The following is a 14,888-nucleotide window of genomic DNA, read 5'->3' on the forward strand; positions in this document are numbered from 1 at the left end:
CTCTTAATCCATTCGCTCGACTTGCATGTATTAGGCACGCCGCCAGCGTTCATCCTGAGCCAGGATCAAACTCTCCAATAAAGTTAGTTTGTCTAGCATCTAAAATAAAAAATTGACGTTTCACGTTGTTTGTTTCGTTTAGTTTTCAAAGTTCAATATCGCGTTTCAGCGACTTTTATAATTTAACATTTTGCGTTAAATCTGTCAACAACTTTTTCCTTTCGTTCCTGACGACGCTTATTAATTTACCATATTAATCATTTAATAGTCAACACTTTTTAAAAAAATGCCAAAATAATTTTATCTTGGCATGATATAAAGCTTAATAATCACTAATGCTGCCACACCCGGTAGACCTAATAAACTCGTTATTGCTGCTGTACCCATGTTAATTGGGATATGAAAATCAAAATATGTCCCTACAACATTTACGATAAAAAGCAATGCTATTCCTAAAGTAACATGAAAAATCACCTTACCTATAAAACGTAATGGCTTAGAGGCAACACCAAAAACAAGAAAAATAAATACTAAAGTAAGAATACCAACAATAATAATTGTAGAATTCATTTTTTCCTCCTTATGAATGACCTATACATCTATTTGTATGGGACAAGACAATAAAAAAGAACAGTTATCATATGCAGCATCTCTTTCATATAAACTAAATAAAACAATACCTCAGCACTTAAAAAACAAAATAAAAAGGCCTGCTTAGAAAGCAGAACCTTTTACCATTGTTCCATTTTTACAGGACGACGCTTTGCTTCTTTCAACAAAAAGAAATATTTCGCCTCTGCTATTTTCAAAGAACAAATGACATCTTGAGACGGTTCTACACTTTGTTCGACCATTCTCTTCTGACGTAACCACTCATTCTTCACTTTTTCCAAAAGTACAATTAACTTATCGTCATACTCTTTACGCAATTTACCCTTTTTTTGAAAGAACATTTTTGTTTCTCCTCTTATACTTCTCTGCGCCCTTCTAACGCTTTGGATAATGTCACTTCATCTGCATATTCTAAATCTCCACCAACTGGCAGACCATGTGCAATACGAGTTACTTTAATGCCTGTAGGTTTTAAGAGGCGGGAGATATACATCGCTGTAGCTTCCCCTTCAATATTAGGGTTTGTTGCTAATATCACTTCTTGTACCGTTTCATCATGTAGTCGCTTTAAGAGTTGCGGGATATTAATGTCTTCCGGTCCAATTCCCTCCATAGGAGAAATCGCACCACGTAACACATGATATACACCTTGATACTCTTTCATTTTTTCCATCGCGATTACATCTTTCGGTTCTTGCACGACACAAACAACTGATTGATCTCGATGTGAATCATTACAAATATAACAAGGATCACGATCAGTAATATGTCCGCATACAGAACAGTACGCTAAATCTCGCTTCGCATTTACAAGTGCTTTCGCGAAACCTAACACATCATCTTCTTTCATATCTAATACGAAAAATGCCAATCGAACCGCTGTTTTCGGTCCGATACCTGGCAACTTCATAAAACTATCGATTAGTTTTGATATTGGTTCTGGATAATGCATGTATCAATATCCTCCTAGAACATTCCACCTGGTAAGTTTAAGCCTTTTGTAAATTTACCCATTGTAGAGTTTGAAAGCTCATCAGCCTTTTTAAGTGCATCATTTGTTGCAGCTAATACTAAGTCTTGTAACATTTCGATATCTTCTGGATCTACAACTTCCTCTTTAATCTTCACTTCAAGAATTTGCTTGTGACCATTTGCAATAACTGTAATCATTCCGCCGCCAGCTGTACCTTCAACTGTTTTTTCACCAAGCTCTTCTTGTGCTTTCGCCATGTCCTTTTGCATCTTTTGCATTTGTTTCATCATGTTATTCATATTTCCCATTCCGCCACGCATCATAATTAATTCCTCCTAATTATTATTACTCTTTTATTTCAATGAGTTCTTGCCCTACTAACTTCACTGCCTCTTCTATAAGAGGGTCTTCCTTTTTCTCCGGGCTTTCTTCAGACTCTCCACCTTCACGTTGTAAAAAGTCTTCACGGATTTTACCCCATTCACTTTTTGGAATGGCAATCATATTTAACCTTTTACTTAGCAATTCAAATAAAACTTGTTCTACTGTATCCATAGCTTCTCGATTTTCGCTCGCCATCTTACAGTGAATCTCATATTGAAATGCTAAAACGTAAGTGTCATCTGAAGCTGCCACTGGTTCACTATTTTCTAGTAAAACGGCAAACGCTACTTTGTTATATGATTTGAGTCTTCCTAACAACTCACCCCATACAGCTTTTAATTGTTCTAAATCTTGACGCTTCGCTTGTTTTAATACTTCATTTACACGTCCGACAGGAATTTTCATACTTCCTGTTCGTACCGGTTTTGGTGTTGCACGTGTCTCTCTTACTTCCTGTTGTACACCAGCTGGCACACCGTTCTTTTTGACTTGCTCTAACTCTTTCTCCAGTTGCTGCATCCTGTTCATAATTGCTTGCAAACGATCTGTACCATTTGCTTGCATCATAAACTGTTGACACAATTGCACCATAACAACTTCTAAGAAAATACGCGGATGATTTGTCCACTTCATTTCCTGTTGTCCCTTACTAAGGGTATGAATAATCTCATAGATCACTTCCGGTTGCATTTCTTCACTCAACTTACGGAATTGATCATCTACAATTACTCGTTCCAACATATGTTCTAGTTGTGGTGAAGTTTGATATAAAAGCATATCACGATAATAGTAAATGAAATCCTCCATAAAACGAACTGGATCCTTCCCTTTACTCATCATTTCATCTATGATTTGCAATGCTCTTGATACATCATTTTCACGTATGCACTCTACTAAATTGCCTAAGTATTGCTGAGAAACAGATCCTGTTACGGCCAATACATCTTCTGTCGTAACAATCTCATCACTATAAGATATAGCCTGATCAATAAGACTAAGCGCATCACGCATACCACCTTCGGCAGCACGCGCAACAATTTGTAATGCTTCACCTTCCACTTGCGTACCTTCGTTTGTCACGACCGTTGATAATCTCTCAACAATATCATTCACTGATATTTTTCGGAATTCAAAGCGCTGACAACGTGAAATGATTGTAGGTGGGATCTTATGAGGTTCTGTTGTCGCCAAAATAAAGATAACATGTCCTGGCGGCTCTTCTAAGGTTTTTAAAAGCGCATTGAATGCACCCATAGAAAGCATGTGAACTTCATCAATAATGTATACTTTATATTCTACAGCACTTGGAGCGTATTTTACTTTATCTCTAATATCTCGAATTTCATCTACACCGTTATTTGAAGCCGCATCAATTTCTAATACATCTGAAATGGATCCTTGTGTGATTCCTAAACAAGAAGGACATTCATTACAAGGTTCAGCTACCGGAGCATGTTCACAGTTAATTGCTTTTGCAAATACTTTTGCAATTGTCGTTTTTCCTGTTCCCCTCGGGCCAGAAAATAAATAAGCATGTGAAACTTTCTCTTGAAGAAGGGCATTTTGCAACGTTTTTGTCACGTGCTTTTGACCGACTACATCTTCGAACTTTTGCGGTCTCCATGTTCGGTATAACGCTTGGTATGACACGAAAATACGGCCTCCCTCAAAGGTTATTATCTCATTTATTATAACCCATTCTGTTTATAGATTCCAAAAGTTATTTTCTATACAAAAAACTCACCTTTGTATTAAGGTGAGTTTTGTATACATATATAACTGCCGTGCACCCTCCGTCGATTACGTACCATAAGCGTTACTCAAGCAGTTAGCTCGGTTCAGGCACTCCTGCGGCACACGAGAAGACCCGCTTATTGCTGCTTCCTTCCGGACCTGACAAGGTTCACGGGGTCCCGTTGCGCAGGACCCAAACGTCAACACCACTTACTTAAGGCAGACCTTACAGCAACATAACCTCGAGAGGGGATTCGGCCTCGCTAGAGCGGATTGCGAGTATAGGGCACCGCTACCTCCCCGCTTAGCACGGCAAAGTTAAAACCAATATTCGGTTGCCTTCATTAAAGGCATTATCAGTATAACTTGTTTCTTTAGAAAATGCAAATACGTTAGTTCCCAGTATTCTTCTCTAATTTTTTTATTGCTTTTCTTTTTTTACGAAGCTCTCTAAAAAAGTTTGTTAACAACGTACCGCATTCTTCCTCTAGTACACCAGATACTACTTCACATTGATGATTGAAGCGTTCATCCGTTAAAAGATTCATCAATGTCCCTGCACATCCGCCCTTCGGATCACTTGCACCATATACAACTCGCTTCACTCGTGATAAAACAATTCCACCCGCACACATTGGACAAGGTTCTAATGTTACATACAATGTTGCATCTTCTAAACGCCATGTCCCTAATTTTTTACATGCATCATCTATCGCTAGCAACTCAGCATGAGCTATTGATCTTTGCTCAGTTTCCCTTAAATTATGGGCAACACTAATTACCTCACCATCTAACACTATAACTGCTCCAATTGGTACTTCCTGTATTTCCTCTGCCTTTTTAGCTTCTTCTATCGCTAATTGCATAAAATAAATATCTTGATCTTGTTCCATAACATAGTCCTTTCATTACAAATAAAGTACACTTATTTCCATTTACTACACAGGGGATAACTTTTACAAATTCAATCCACCCTAAAAGAAAAAAGAGAGGGGATTACATATGAAAAATACCGCCTTGCTCATTATCGATATGATTAATGACTTTCAATTTTCCCACGGACCCATTCTAGCTAAAAAATGCGAAACTATAACAAACCCTATTTTACAATTAAAGAAAAAAATGAAATCCTTCGGCTATCCTATAATTTACGTTAATGACCATTATCAACTTTGGAGATCTGATATCGACCAACTTATTACTCATTGCACAAATGAATATAGCGAAAATATAATCCATAAGATTGCTCCAAGTTTTGATGAGTACATTTTTATTAAACCACATTATTCCGCTTTTTATGAAACACCTTTAAATTCATTACTAGGTTATTTAAAAATAGAAAATCTAATATTAACAGGGGTTGCCGGAAATATATGTATCCTATTTACAGCTAATGATGCTCATATGAGAAATTATAAATTGTATGTACCACAGGATTGTATCGCCTCTAACAACGACCAAGATAATATACATGCTTTAAAAATAATGGAAACTACATTGAAAGCAAATATAACATCATCAACCAAAATAAAATTTAATTAATACATATATCTATTTTCTAACTTTTTATATCAAATTAACCCGCTCGCTTCCCTCTTGTGCTACAATAATTCTGTTTTGTGTTTTTAGTAGTCACGGTAAATCACTGATTGAAAGGAGGAAACAGCGTGACCGGAGTACCATTTATCACGGTTGAAGGACCAATTGGTGTTGGAAAAACTTCACTTGCGAAGGAAATTTCAACTCACATGCAACTCCACTTACTAAAAGAGATTGTTGATGAAAATCCCTTTTTAGGAAAGTTCTATGAAGACATCGACGAATGGAGTTTTCAAACAGAGATGTTCTTTCTTTGTAATAGATACAAACAATTAGAAGACATTAACATAAAGTACTTGAATCAAAGGAAACCAGTAGTAGCGGATTACCATATCTTTAAAAATTTAATTTTTGCATCCCGCACATTAAAAGACTCTCAATATGACAAATACATGCAAATTTATCGTATCCTTACACAAGATATGCCTGTGCCAAATGTCATTGTTTATTTAACAGCTAGCCTAGAAACATTGCAAAAACGAATCGCCATGCGCGGAAGAGAATTTGAAAAAAACATGGATCCAAATTACTTACTACAGCTCACAAAAGATTATGAAACAGCAATGGATGCTTTTAAAAAAGATCATCCGGAAATACCAGTATTGAAATTTAATGGCGACGATATGGATTTTGTAAAAAATCCTGATGATTTAAACGTTATCCTATCTGCCCTTCAAAATACTCTCTTAAAGGAGTCGAAATAATAATGAATTTAAGGCAAAAATATGATATACCCAATGACGCAGTAATCACTATCGCCGGAACAGTAGGTGTGGGTAAATCAACTATGACAACTGCATTAGCTAATGCTTTAGGTTATCGCACATCATTTGAAAAAGTAGATTCCAATCCATATTTGGACAAGTTCTATGCGGACTTCACTCGCTGGAGCTTCCACCTACAAGTGTACTTTTTAGCAGAACGATTTAAGGAACAAAAAAGAATTTTTGAATATGGCGGCGGTTTTGTTCAAGATCGTTCCATTTACGAAGACACTGGAATTTTCGCAAAGATGCATCATGAAAAAGGAACAATGACGGAAACTGATTATGAAACATACAAAGGTTTATTTGACGCTATGGTCATGACTCCTTACTTCCCTCATCCAGACTTATTAATTTACTTAGAAGGTTCTTTCGATGATATTGTCGATCGTATTCAAGAACGCGGGCGCCCAATGGAACAGCAAACACCAATTGAGTACTGGAAAGAAATGCATGGACGTTATGAAAACTGGATTAACAACTTTAATTCATGCCCTGTATTACGCTTAAATATTAATGAGTACGATATTTTAAAAGATGGTGATTCAATCGAACCAATCATAAAAAAAATTGGCCATTTTTTAAAACAAACACGTAAACTTGTAAAATAAAAAACCCGTGCATATGCACGGGTTTTCCTATTAAATTACTTCTTCTTTGTTGGAGCAATAATTTCACTCTCAGGTTTTCCTGCGTTAATGCGCTGACGAACAGTACTTGTACTAATATCGTATGCTTCAGCAATCTCTTTAACAGTCATTTCTTTCCCGTTAATTACTGCCGTTAATACTTTACCTGTACGTTTTGGAGCTGCTTCTTTCTTTACAGCTGCTTTTTTAACTTGTTTTGGCGCCTCTACTTTACTCGTAGCTGGTTTTACATCACAAGTACAACCACAAAGTTTACGGAATGTATCATCACTAATAATGCGTGATACGTTTGCACCACTGTTTAAAATTCTATTGTTCTTACAGACAGGACATTGTACATAATATAAAGTTTTTCCATCTAAAGGAAACGTTTGTATAATAAGATCCATGTTGACTCCTTTCATATCTATGAAGATAATCATCGGAATATGAGTGTGTAATAAGGACAAAATTACCTTACACCATACTTTATGATTGGTTTTAAAATAAAAACTCGTTACGTGTTGGTAACGAGTTCTCCAATCTCCACTTATATGCGCTGTTGTCAATTATATCTGGAGGAGGTAGAGGGATTCGAACCCCCGCGCGACTCTCGCCGCCTGTCGGTTTTCAAGACCGATCCCTTCAGCCAGACTTGGGTATACCTCCATATTGACATCAAATATAATATCAAAAGAAAAACAGTTAGTCAACCCTACTAAAATAAATTATGAGGAAAGGAAAATTTTACTTTCCCCTTCCTACATTACAGTACTGACAACGCTCATAATTACCAATCACTCATACCGATGAATGTTTAAATTTACTTAATAACTGTTTTTCCTCCCATATAAGGGCGAAGAACTTCTGGAATTATAATTGTACCATCTTCTTGTTGGTAGTTCTCTAAAATAGCTGCAACCGTACGTCCAATTGCAAGACCAGATCCATTTAATGTATGAACATGTTCTGGTTTTCCATTTGGTTCACGGCGAAAACGGATATTTGCACGTCTCGCTTGGAAAGCTTCAAAATTACTACAAGAAGAAATTTCACGATATGTGCCATAGCTTGGAATCCATACTTCAATATCGTATTTCTTCGCTGCTGTAAATCCTAAATCGCCTGTGCACATGCTCATAACGCGATATGGCAACTCTAATAATTGTAACACGCGTTCTGCATCATTTGTTAACTTTTCTAACTCTTCATAAGAATCTTCTGGTTTTACGAACTTCACAAGCTCTACTTTATTAAACTGATGCTGGCGAATTAAACCACGTGTATCACGTCCAGCTGAACCTGCTTCAGAACGGAAGCAAGAGCTAAATGCAGCATATCTTATAGGCAATTGCTCTTTATTTAAAATCTCATCACGATGCATATTCGTTACAGGTACTTCAGCTGTTGGAATTAAGAAGTAATCTTCACTTTCAATACGGAATGCATCTTCTTCAAACTTTGGAAGTTGTCCTGTTCCTGTCATACTTGCACGGTTTACCATATATGGAGGTAATACTTCTTCATATCCATGCTCATCAGTATGAAGATCAAGCATAAAGCTAATTAAAGCACGCTCTAATCTTGCACCAGCACCTTTGTAGAATACGAAGCGGCTTCCTGTTACTTTCCCAGCGCGTTCAAAATCTAAAATTCCTAAATCAGTAGCAAGATCCCAATGTGGTTTTGGCTCATAAGTAAATTCTTTCACTTCTCCCCAAGTACGTGCTACTACATTATCATCCTCTGTTTCACCAACTGGAGCTGATTCATGAGGGATATTTGGAATAGATAACATTAATCTTTCTAAGTCTTCTTCAACTGTACGAAGTTCGTTATCAAGATCCTTTACTTTTTCTCCAACTTCACGCATTTCTAAAATTAGAGCTTCTGCATCTTTCTTTTCACGCTTCAATACAGAGATTTGTTGAGATACTTCGTTACGTTTACTTTTTAGTTCCTCTGTTTGAACAAGTAGTTCTCTTCTTCTCGTATCCAATTCTTCAAAACGACCAAAATCAGTTAAATCTTCGCCTCTATGCTGTAATTTCGCTTTTACTTCTTCAAAGTTTGTACGTAAAAATTTAATATCAAGCATTGTATACTCCTCCTTTTATTTTATAAAACACAAAAAACTCCCGTCCCTATATAAAGGGACGGGAGTTAACCCGCGTTGCCACCCTAGTTGAAAGCATTACCGCTTTCCTCTCAAGTAGAAATAACGGCTCTTCACCGGGAATGCTTACTAATCCAAAAGATATTCCACATTCCATTCCAGGATGGATTCACAAACTGTTTCTATCGATTTCCACCAACCATCGACTCTCTATAAGAAACGACATTTGTTACTATTTCCTATCAACACGCTTATTTTATAAAATTGTTACCATCAATTTACTATAATCTTATACAAGTTGCAAGTTACTTATACAACTTTTTTCATTTTCGCTTCTTTTACCATTTCAACAAAGTATGCTGTCACACGATGATCATCTGTTAATTCCGGATGGAATGAAGCAGCTAAAAACTGATCTTGTCTTACCGCTACCATTCGGTCACCATGCTTAGAAAGCACTTCAACATTATCAGCTACTTCTACAACATACGGCGCACGGATAAATACACCAACGAAGTCTTCACCCACGCCTTCAATTGAAAGCGCAGCCTCAAAACTATCCTTTTGGCGTCCGAACGCATTGCGCTCAACTGTAATATCCATAGCACCAATATGTGCTTCTTCATAGCCAATAAGTGTTTTCGCAAGAAGAATCATCCCTGCACATGTACCAAACATTGGTTTACCAGACTTTGCAAATGTACGAAGTGGTTCCATGAAAGCATACTTATCAATAAGACGGCGCATTGTTGTACTTTCACCGCCCGGTAAAATAAGACCATCAATCTCTTCAAGTTGCTCTATACGCTTTACAACAACAGCTTCTGCACCACTTGCTTCAACTGATTTTACATGCTCACGAACTGCACCTTGAAGACCTAGTACACCGATTTTCACCATTTTAAAGTTCTCCTTTAATTACCATCCACGCTCTTGCATGCGTTGTTCTGGTAATAACGTTGAAATTTCGACACCCTTCATTGCATTACCTAATCCTTTAGAAAGGCTTGCAATTAGTTCGTAATCTTCATAATGAGTCGTTGCTTCAACGATTGCACGTGCAAATTTCTCTGGGTTTTCTGATTTGAAGATACCAGATCCAACAAATACCCCATCAGCACCAAGTTGCATCATTAATGCTGCATCTGCTGGTGTTGCTACACCACCTGCCGCAAAGTTTACAACTGGTAAGCGACCAAGACGTTTAATTTCAAGTAATACTTCGTAAGGAGCGCCAGTATTTTTTGCATATGTCATTAACTCATCTTCACGTAGACTCGCAACTTGACGGATTTCTGCATTGACTTGGCGCATATGACGCACTGCCTCTACAATGTTTCCTGTTCCTGGTTCACCTTTTGTACGAAGCATAGATGCACCTTCTGCAATACGACGTGCAGCTTCTCCGATATCACGGCAACCACATACAAATGGAACTGTGTAATCACGTTTATTTAAATGGTATACTTCATCAGCAGGAGTTAATACTTCACTCTCATCGATATAGTCTACCCCTAATGATTCTAATACACGTGCTTCTACAAGGTGACCGATACGGCATTTTGCCATAACCGGAATTGACACCGCACCCATAACTTCTTCAACAATTGTTGGGTCTGCCATACGAGAAACGCCACCTGCTGCACGAATATCTGCTGGTACACGCTCTAATGCCATAACGGCAACTGCGCCTGCCTCTTCTGCAATTTTTGCTTGTTCAGCGTTAACTACGTCCATAATAACGCCGCCTTTTTGCATTTCTGCCATTCCACGTTTTACACGTTCTGTCCCTGTTACATTTGTCATGTACAAAAACCCCCCTAGGTGAATTGCTTTCCCCCGTTAAAGGCGAAAATTAAGAATACTCTTACATTCTACCACTAACTATCAGATGCTTGTCTACTACTTTTTCATAAAGTCGGTATGAAAAATAGGAATAAAAAAAAGCTCCTATCGTGAGGAGCTTTTAAAACCAACCTTTTACTGTATCAACAGCACTATTCCACATACCACTAAAGAATGAACCAATTCCGCGCATAGCACGAGTAAACCAGTTTGCTTCTTCTACTTCAGATGTCGTTACAAGATCCACTTGCAGTGACTTACCAGTTAAAAATCCAGGGTCGTTTGTATCTTTTGGCGTAATTACCATTTGACCAAGCGCAGCTCCCTTTTTAATAGGTGCTTCTTGTCCCTTACTTGATTCTTTTAATTCTGTTTTATAAACATCTTTACTTCCTTTTGGCACTGGAAGTGAAATAGCTTGTTTCGTTTGAACTGCTACATCTTTATCTTTCGCATTTTCTACTCGTACTGTTTCTTGTCCTTTTACTGAAGAACCTTTTTTATACATTTGTTTCACTTCAAAGTTAGCAAATCCATAATCATATAGCTTCTTTGTTTCATCAAAACGTGCTGTATGAGAACTTGTTTTAATAACTACAGAAATAAAACGCATTCCGTTTCTTTCAACCGTACCAGTGAAGCAATCTCCTGCTTCTGGAGTTGAGCCTGTTTTTAGGCCATCTACGCCATCATATTCTTTAACTAAGCCCTTTAACATCCAGTTCCAGTTCGACATTCCAAACTTCTCTTTTTCTGGACGGAATTCTTTTTTAGGGATTTTTGCTGTATCTAACACTTTTGGATAATCTTTAATTAAATGTTGTGCTAAAGTTGCAACATCCTTTGCAGACATTTTATTTTCTTCATCCGCTGTTGTTCCTTCAGGATGCATTCCCTTTAAATCTTTATTCGTTAAACCTGTAGAATTGACAAATTTATAATTTTTTAACCCTAGTTCTTTCGATTTGTCATTCATCATTTTTACGAAGTCTACTTCTTTACCTGCAATTGCTTCTGCTAATGCAATTGTTGCACCATTTGCAGAAAAGATTGCCATTGCTTCGTATAACTCTTTTACTGTATAAGAGCCACCATTTTCTAATGCAACATTTGATAATGAAGCATCTTGTGAAACCTTATATGCATATTCAGAAACCTTAATTTTCTGGTCCCACTTAAGTTTTCCTTTATCCACTGCTTCGTGAACTAAATATTCACTCATCATCTTTGTCATACTAGCAATGGATAATAATTCATCTGCATTCTTTTGATATAAAATTTTCCCAGAATTCGCTTCTACTAAAATTGCCGCACCTGCTTCAATGTTTAAAGCGGCTCCTGTTTCAGCTGATGCATTGCTATATGGCATAAAAATGCTACAAGCTAGTGTAAGCACTGTTACCAAAGCAATGAATCTTTTGCAAAACATACCTTTCACTTTTGCTACCCCCAATATCTATGTACTCACATAACCGTTATTCTAACATAATCAAAAAAAAATAGACAGAGATATCAAATCTCTGTCTATTTGTATATAAGACATTATAATGAGTAGTTTGGAGCCTCTTTTGTAATTTGTACGTGATGAGGATGACTTTCACGTAAGCCAGCACCTGACATACGAATGAATTGTGCATTTTCGCGTAAGAATTCTAAATCCTGTGCTCCGCAATATCCCATACCTGCACGTAAGCCACCAACTAATTGGTGAACTGTATCTGCTAAAGGTCCTTTATATGGCACTCGTCCTTCAATACCTTCTGGGACAAGCTTTTTATTACCTTCTTGGAAGTAACGATCTTTACTTCCTTTTTCCATCGCACCGACAGAACCCATACCACGATACACTTTAAATTGACGACCTTGGTAAATTTCAGTTTCTCCAGGGCTTTCTGCAACACCTGCAAACATGCTACCTAGCATAACAACATGTGCTCCTGCCGCTAAAGCTTTCACCATATCACCAGAGTACTTAATACCACCATCAGCAATAACTGGAATACCGTGTTTACGAGCTTCTGTTGCACAATCATAAACTGCAGTTAATTGTGGTACACCAACACCGGCTACAACGCGTGTTGTACAAATAGAACCTGGTCCAATACCAACTTTAACTACGTTTGCACCAGCTTCAATTAATGCTTTCGTTGCTTCAGCAGTAGCAACATTTCCAGCGATAATATTTAGTGATGGGTATTTAGCACGAACTTCTTTTACCTTATCAATAACACCTTTAGAATGTCCATGTGCTGTATCAAGTACAATTGCATCTACACTAGCTTTTACTAATGCATCGATGCGAAGCATAGCATCCGCTGTTACACCAACTGCTGCTCCAACTAATAAGCGTCCTTGCTTATCCTTAGCAGAGTTTGGGAATTCAATTACTTTTTCAATATCTTTTATTGTAATAAGCCCTTGTAATACACCGTTATTATCAACAAGAGGGAGTTTTTCAATTTTATACTTTTGTAGGATCTTTTCAGCTTCTTCCAGTGTAGTACCAACTGGAGCTGTAATTAATTGTTCTTTTGTCATTACGTCAGAAATTTTGATTGAGTAGTCTTGGATGAAGCGCATATCACGGTTTGTAATAATACCAACTAATTTTCGCTCATCTAAATTATTTACAACCGGTACACCTGAGATACGATATTTTCCCATAAGATGTTCTGCATCATATACTTGATGTTCTGGAGTTAAGAAGAAAGGATCTGAAATAACGCCGCTTTCAGAGCGCTTTACTTTATCAACTTGCTCTGCTTGTTGCTCAATAGACATATTCTTATGAATAATTCCTAAACCACCTTGGCGAGCCATTGCAATAGCCATGTCAGCTTCTGTTACTGTATCCATTCCTGCACTAATTAACGGGATGTTTAGCTGTAAGCTTTCAGATAAAACTGTTTTAACACTTACTTCTCTTGGTAATATATCTGACCTAGCTGGTACAAGTAATACATCATCAAAAGTCAAACCTTCTTTAACAAATTTAGATTCCCACATAATTGTTCCCCCTATGATACCAGAAATTATTATTAGTAGCTTATCAATTGGTTAAAATACTGTCAAGGACGTATATATATGTTAGAATTTTTAGACAATAAAAGGAGCGTAATATATGCATCAAACATCTTGTACTTGGCAGCAGTTAAGTTTCTTTTTTTCATCTCAAAACGTACAACGTTATCTTGCCCGTTGTTATGAAAAATCCTCTATTCAGGATGCAGAAAAAAAAAGTTTTGAAAATTGTTATCCCTTTATTTATTACTTAGAACACGGGAAAAATTATTATGAATTATATAAGACAGCTCCATTTTCCATTCAACCAATGTTGTTATTTTATGGAATTAGTCAACTGTTTAAAGCATGCCTACTAACTATTGACCCTAACTATCCTGAATCCACTACTGTTTTAGCTCATGGCGTTACAACTCGCAAACGAAAAAAACAAGGGTATCAATTTTTAGAAGATGAGGTGAAGGTACAAAAAAACGGATTGTTTACTCATGTTGCAGAACAACTGTTTCACATGAAACACTTAGAAGCAGAAAAATTTAACATGTTAGAACTAATGGGAAATATTCCAGAATTACAAAATTTATTTCGTTATAGTCAAAAAGGATCAACTTTATATAAAATTGATTCAACAATTAAAAATGAGCTCTCCTTTTCAGTCAACCTACTAGATCGATTACATATGACTAAAGAGAGATTTTCTCGTTACATTGAAACATCTTGTAAGCATTTATCAATACAACACGTACCTGAGAAGACTAATAAATCGAATTTACTTTTTACAGCGCCTATTCAATCATGGAATCCTATGTACAGTACTCCTTTATACTATGAACATCTTACTAATACTTATTATTTGCCACTTACGACTGACCCTAGAAATCCTAAGCCAATATTACCTGAACTCCTCATTCATTATTTATTGCTCTATAATTTAAGCATGATTTCTAGATATGAAACAGATTGGTGGTATGACTTACTTGGAAGTTATGGTTCTGAAGATTATCCATTTATTTATCAATTTCTAAGTATTTCTGCTCAAAAAATCCCTTACTATATTTCAAATTTTTTATTAATGGAACCAAATCTATTTCATGGGAAATAAAAAAACACAAGTCAAATGACTTGTGTTTTTAGTTGCTTGGCGACGTCCTACTCTCACAGGGACAAGGTCCCAACTACCATCGGCGCTAGAGAGCTTAACTTCCGTGTTC

General features: G+C 36.8%; 16 protein-coding genes, 1 tRNA gene, 1 rRNA gene, 1 other RNA gene and 1 other annotated feature. Of the genes, 4 read left to right on the forward strand and 15 right to left on the reverse strand.

All coding sequences use genetic code 11. The features are described from left to right. The 8 genes from MR136_RS27935 to tadA all read right to left on the reverse strand — a co-directional run. Positions 1 to 81, reverse strand: a 16S ribosomal RNA gene (locus tag MR136_RS27935); the annotation flags it as partial. 219 nt (positions 82 to 300) lie between these two features. Next, the gene (locus MR136_RS27940; RefSeq protein WP_001089273.1) at positions 301 to 570 is read right to left on the reverse strand and encodes a pro-sigmaK processing inhibitor BofA family protein; all 270 of its coding nucleotides are present in this window, start codon (positions 568 to 570) and stop codon (positions 301 to 303) included. Positions 571 to 731: 161 nt separating this feature from the next. After that, positions 732 to 953 carry a YaaL family protein gene (locus tag MR136_RS27945; protein ID WP_000466019.1) on the reverse strand — a complete coding sequence of 74 codons (222 nt, stop codon included), beginning with the start codon at positions 951 to 953 and terminating at the stop codon, positions 732 to 734. A gap of 14 nt (positions 954 to 967) precedes the next feature. Beyond that, complete coding sequence (gene recR, locus MR136_RS27950; RefSeq protein ID WP_000559169.1) at positions 968 to 1,564, reverse strand: recombination protein RecR; 597 nt, start codon at positions 1,562 to 1,564, stop codon at positions 968 to 970. 14 nt (positions 1,565 to 1,578) lie between these two features. Further along, positions 1,579 to 1,905 carry a YbaB/EbfC family nucleoid-associated protein gene (locus MR136_RS27955; protein WP_014894853.1) on the reverse strand — a complete coding sequence of 109 codons (327 nt, stop codon included), beginning with the start codon at positions 1,903 to 1,905 and terminating at the stop codon, positions 1,579 to 1,581. A gap of 25 nt (positions 1,906 to 1,930) precedes the next feature. Further along, positions 1,931 to 3,619 (reverse strand): DNA polymerase III subunit gamma/tau, encoded by a 1,689-nt coding sequence (dnaX, locus tag MR136_RS27960; RefSeq protein WP_017674202.1) that lies wholly within the window; start codon positions 3,617 to 3,619, stop codon positions 1,931 to 1,933. A gap of 132 nt (positions 3,620 to 3,751) precedes the next feature. After that, an RNA gene (gene ffs, locus MR136_RS27965) (signal recognition particle sRNA large type) lies at positions 3,752 to 4,016 on the reverse strand. Between the two features lie 79 nt (positions 4,017 to 4,095). Beyond that, entirely contained in the window at positions 4,096 to 4,596 is a 501-nt protein-coding gene (gene tadA, locus MR136_RS27970; RefSeq protein WP_000434329.1) for a tRNA adenosine(34) deaminase TadA, read from the reverse strand. Positions 4,597 to 4,705: 109 nt separating this feature from the next. Here tadA and MR136_RS27975 point away from each other — a divergent pair, with 109 nt between their 5' ends. The 3 genes from MR136_RS27975 to MR136_RS27985 all read left to right on the forward strand — a co-directional run bounded on the left by MR136_RS27975 (position 4,706) and on the right by MR136_RS27985 (position 6,677). Next, complete coding sequence (locus MR136_RS27975; RefSeq protein WP_000798724.1) at positions 4,706 to 5,245, forward strand: cysteine hydrolase family protein; 540 nt, start codon at positions 4,706 to 4,708, stop codon at positions 5,243 to 5,245. A gap of 125 nt (positions 5,246 to 5,370) precedes the next feature. Beyond that, positions 5,371 to 6,006, forward strand: a complete 636-nt coding sequence (locus MR136_RS27980) for a deoxynucleoside kinase (RefSeq protein WP_000148218.1) — start codon at positions 5,371 to 5,373, stop codon at positions 6,004 to 6,006. A gap of 2 nt (positions 6,007 to 6,008) precedes the next feature. Then, positions 6,009 to 6,677 (forward strand): deoxynucleoside kinase, encoded by a 669-nt coding sequence (locus tag MR136_RS27985; RefSeq protein ID WP_001053585.1) that lies wholly within the window; start codon positions 6,009 to 6,011, stop codon positions 6,675 to 6,677. Positions 6,678 to 6,712: 35 nt separating this feature from the next. Here MR136_RS27985 and MR136_RS27990 read toward each other — a convergent pair whose 3' ends face one another. The 7 genes from MR136_RS27990 to guaB form a co-directional block, all read right to left on the reverse strand. Beyond that, the gene (locus MR136_RS27990) at positions 6,713 to 7,105 is read right to left on the reverse strand and encodes a sigma factor-like helix-turn-helix DNA-binding protein (RefSeq protein WP_000364193.1); all 393 of its coding nucleotides are present in this window, start codon (positions 7,103 to 7,105) and stop codon (positions 6,713 to 6,715) included. Between the two features lie 166 nt (positions 7,106 to 7,271). Then, a tRNA-Ser gene (locus MR136_RS27995) sits at positions 7,272 to 7,364 on the reverse strand. Between the two features lie 154 nt (positions 7,365 to 7,518). Next, a complete protein-coding gene (gene serS, locus MR136_RS28000; RefSeq protein ID WP_000884187.1) occupies positions 7,519 to 8,793 on the reverse strand; it encodes a serine--tRNA ligase in 1,275 nt (424 codons plus the stop codon). Positions 8,794 to 8,844: 51 nt separating this feature from the next. Then, positions 8,845 to 9,066, reverse strand: a binding site (T-box leader). Positions 9,067 to 9,120: 54 nt separating this feature from the next. Then, positions 9,121 to 9,711 (reverse strand): pyridoxal 5'-phosphate synthase glutaminase subunit PdxT, encoded by a 591-nt coding sequence (pdxT, locus tag MR136_RS28005; protein WP_000238785.1) that lies wholly within the window; start codon positions 9,709 to 9,711, stop codon positions 9,121 to 9,123. Positions 9,712 to 9,729: 18 nt separating this feature from the next. Then, entirely contained in the window at positions 9,730 to 10,617 is an 888-nt protein-coding gene (pdxS, locus tag MR136_RS28010) for a pyridoxal 5'-phosphate synthase lyase subunit PdxS (protein WP_000186165.1), read from the reverse strand. 160 nt (positions 10,618 to 10,777) lie between these two features. Further along, a complete protein-coding gene (gene dacA, locus MR136_RS28015; protein ID WP_124749816.1) occupies positions 10,778 to 12,085 on the reverse strand; it encodes a D-alanyl-D-alanine carboxypeptidase DacA in 1,308 nt (435 codons plus the stop codon). A 113-nt stretch (positions 12,086 to 12,198) separates the two neighbouring features. Further along, on the reverse strand, positions 12,199 to 13,662 hold the full coding sequence (gene guaB, locus MR136_RS28020) for an IMP dehydrogenase (protein ID WP_000264088.1): 1,464 nt from the start codon (positions 13,660 to 13,662) through the stop codon (positions 12,199 to 12,201). A 115-nt stretch (positions 13,663 to 13,777) separates the two neighbouring features. Here guaB and MR136_RS28025 point away from each other — a divergent pair, with 115 nt between their 5' ends. Continuing rightward, a complete protein-coding gene (locus MR136_RS28025; protein WP_119682816.1) occupies positions 13,778 to 14,779 on the forward strand; it encodes a YaaC family protein in 1,002 nt (333 codons plus the stop codon). Positions 14,780 to 14,888: the final 109 nt, after the last annotated feature.

Source organism: Bacillus cereus group sp. BfR-BA-01311, assembly GCF_022664295.1.
Lineage (GTDB): Bacteria > Bacillota > Bacilli > Bacillales > Bacillaceae_G > Bacillus_A > Bacillus_A cereus.

What these genes read in the sequence shown, in the direction of transcription:
- guaB (WP_000264088.1), bottom strand. Translation starts at nt 13,662, where the DNA reads ATGTGGGAATCTAAATTTGTTAAAGAAGGTTTGACTTTTGATGATGTA.
- pdxS (WP_000186165.1), bottom strand. Translation starts at nt 10,617, where the DNA reads ATGACAAATGTAACAGGGACAGAACGTGTAAAACGTGGAATGGCAGAA.
- serS (WP_000884187.1), bottom strand. Translation starts at nt 8,793, where the DNA reads ATGCTTGATATTAAATTTTTACGTACAAACTTTGAAGAAGTAAAAGCG.
- tadA (WP_000434329.1), bottom strand. Translation starts at nt 4,596, where the DNA reads ATGGAACAAGATCAAGATATTTATTTTATGCAATTAGCGATAGAAGAA.
- recR (WP_000559169.1), bottom strand. Translation starts at nt 1,564, where the DNA reads ATGCATTATCCAGAACCAATATCAAAACTAATCGATAGTTTTATGAAG.
- MR136_RS27940 (WP_001089273.1), bottom strand. Translation starts at nt 570, where the DNA reads ATGAATTCTACAATTATTATTGTTGGTATTCTTACTTTAGTATTTATT.
- MR136_RS27955 (WP_014894853.1), bottom strand. Translation starts at nt 1,905, where the DNA reads ATGCGTGGCGGAATGGGAAATATGAATAACATGATGAAACAAATGCAA.
- MR136_RS27990 (WP_000364193.1), bottom strand. Translation starts at nt 7,105, where the DNA reads ATGGATCTTATTATACAAACGTTTCCTTTAGATGGAAAAACTTTATAT.
- pdxT (WP_000238785.1), bottom strand. Translation starts at nt 9,711, where the DNA reads ATGGTGAAAATCGGTGTACTAGGTCTTCAAGGTGCAGTTCGTGAGCAT.
- MR136_RS27975 (WP_000798724.1), top strand. Translation starts at nt 4,706, where the DNA reads ATGAAAAATACCGCCTTGCTCATTATCGATATGATTAATGACTTTCAA.
- MR136_RS28025 (WP_119682816.1), top strand. Translation starts at nt 13,778, where the DNA reads ATGCATCAAACATCTTGTACTTGGCAGCAGTTAAGTTTCTTTTTTTCA.
- dacA (WP_124749816.1), bottom strand. Translation starts at nt 12,085, where the DNA reads ATGTTTTGCAAAAGATTCATTGCTTTGGTAACAGTGCTTACACTAGCT.
- MR136_RS27945 (WP_000466019.1), bottom strand. Translation starts at nt 953, where the DNA reads ATGTTCTTTCAAAAAAAGGGTAAATTGCGTAAAGAGTATGACGATAAG.
- MR136_RS27985 (WP_001053585.1), top strand. Translation starts at nt 6,009, where the DNA reads ATGAATTTAAGGCAAAAATATGATATACCCAATGACGCAGTAATCACT.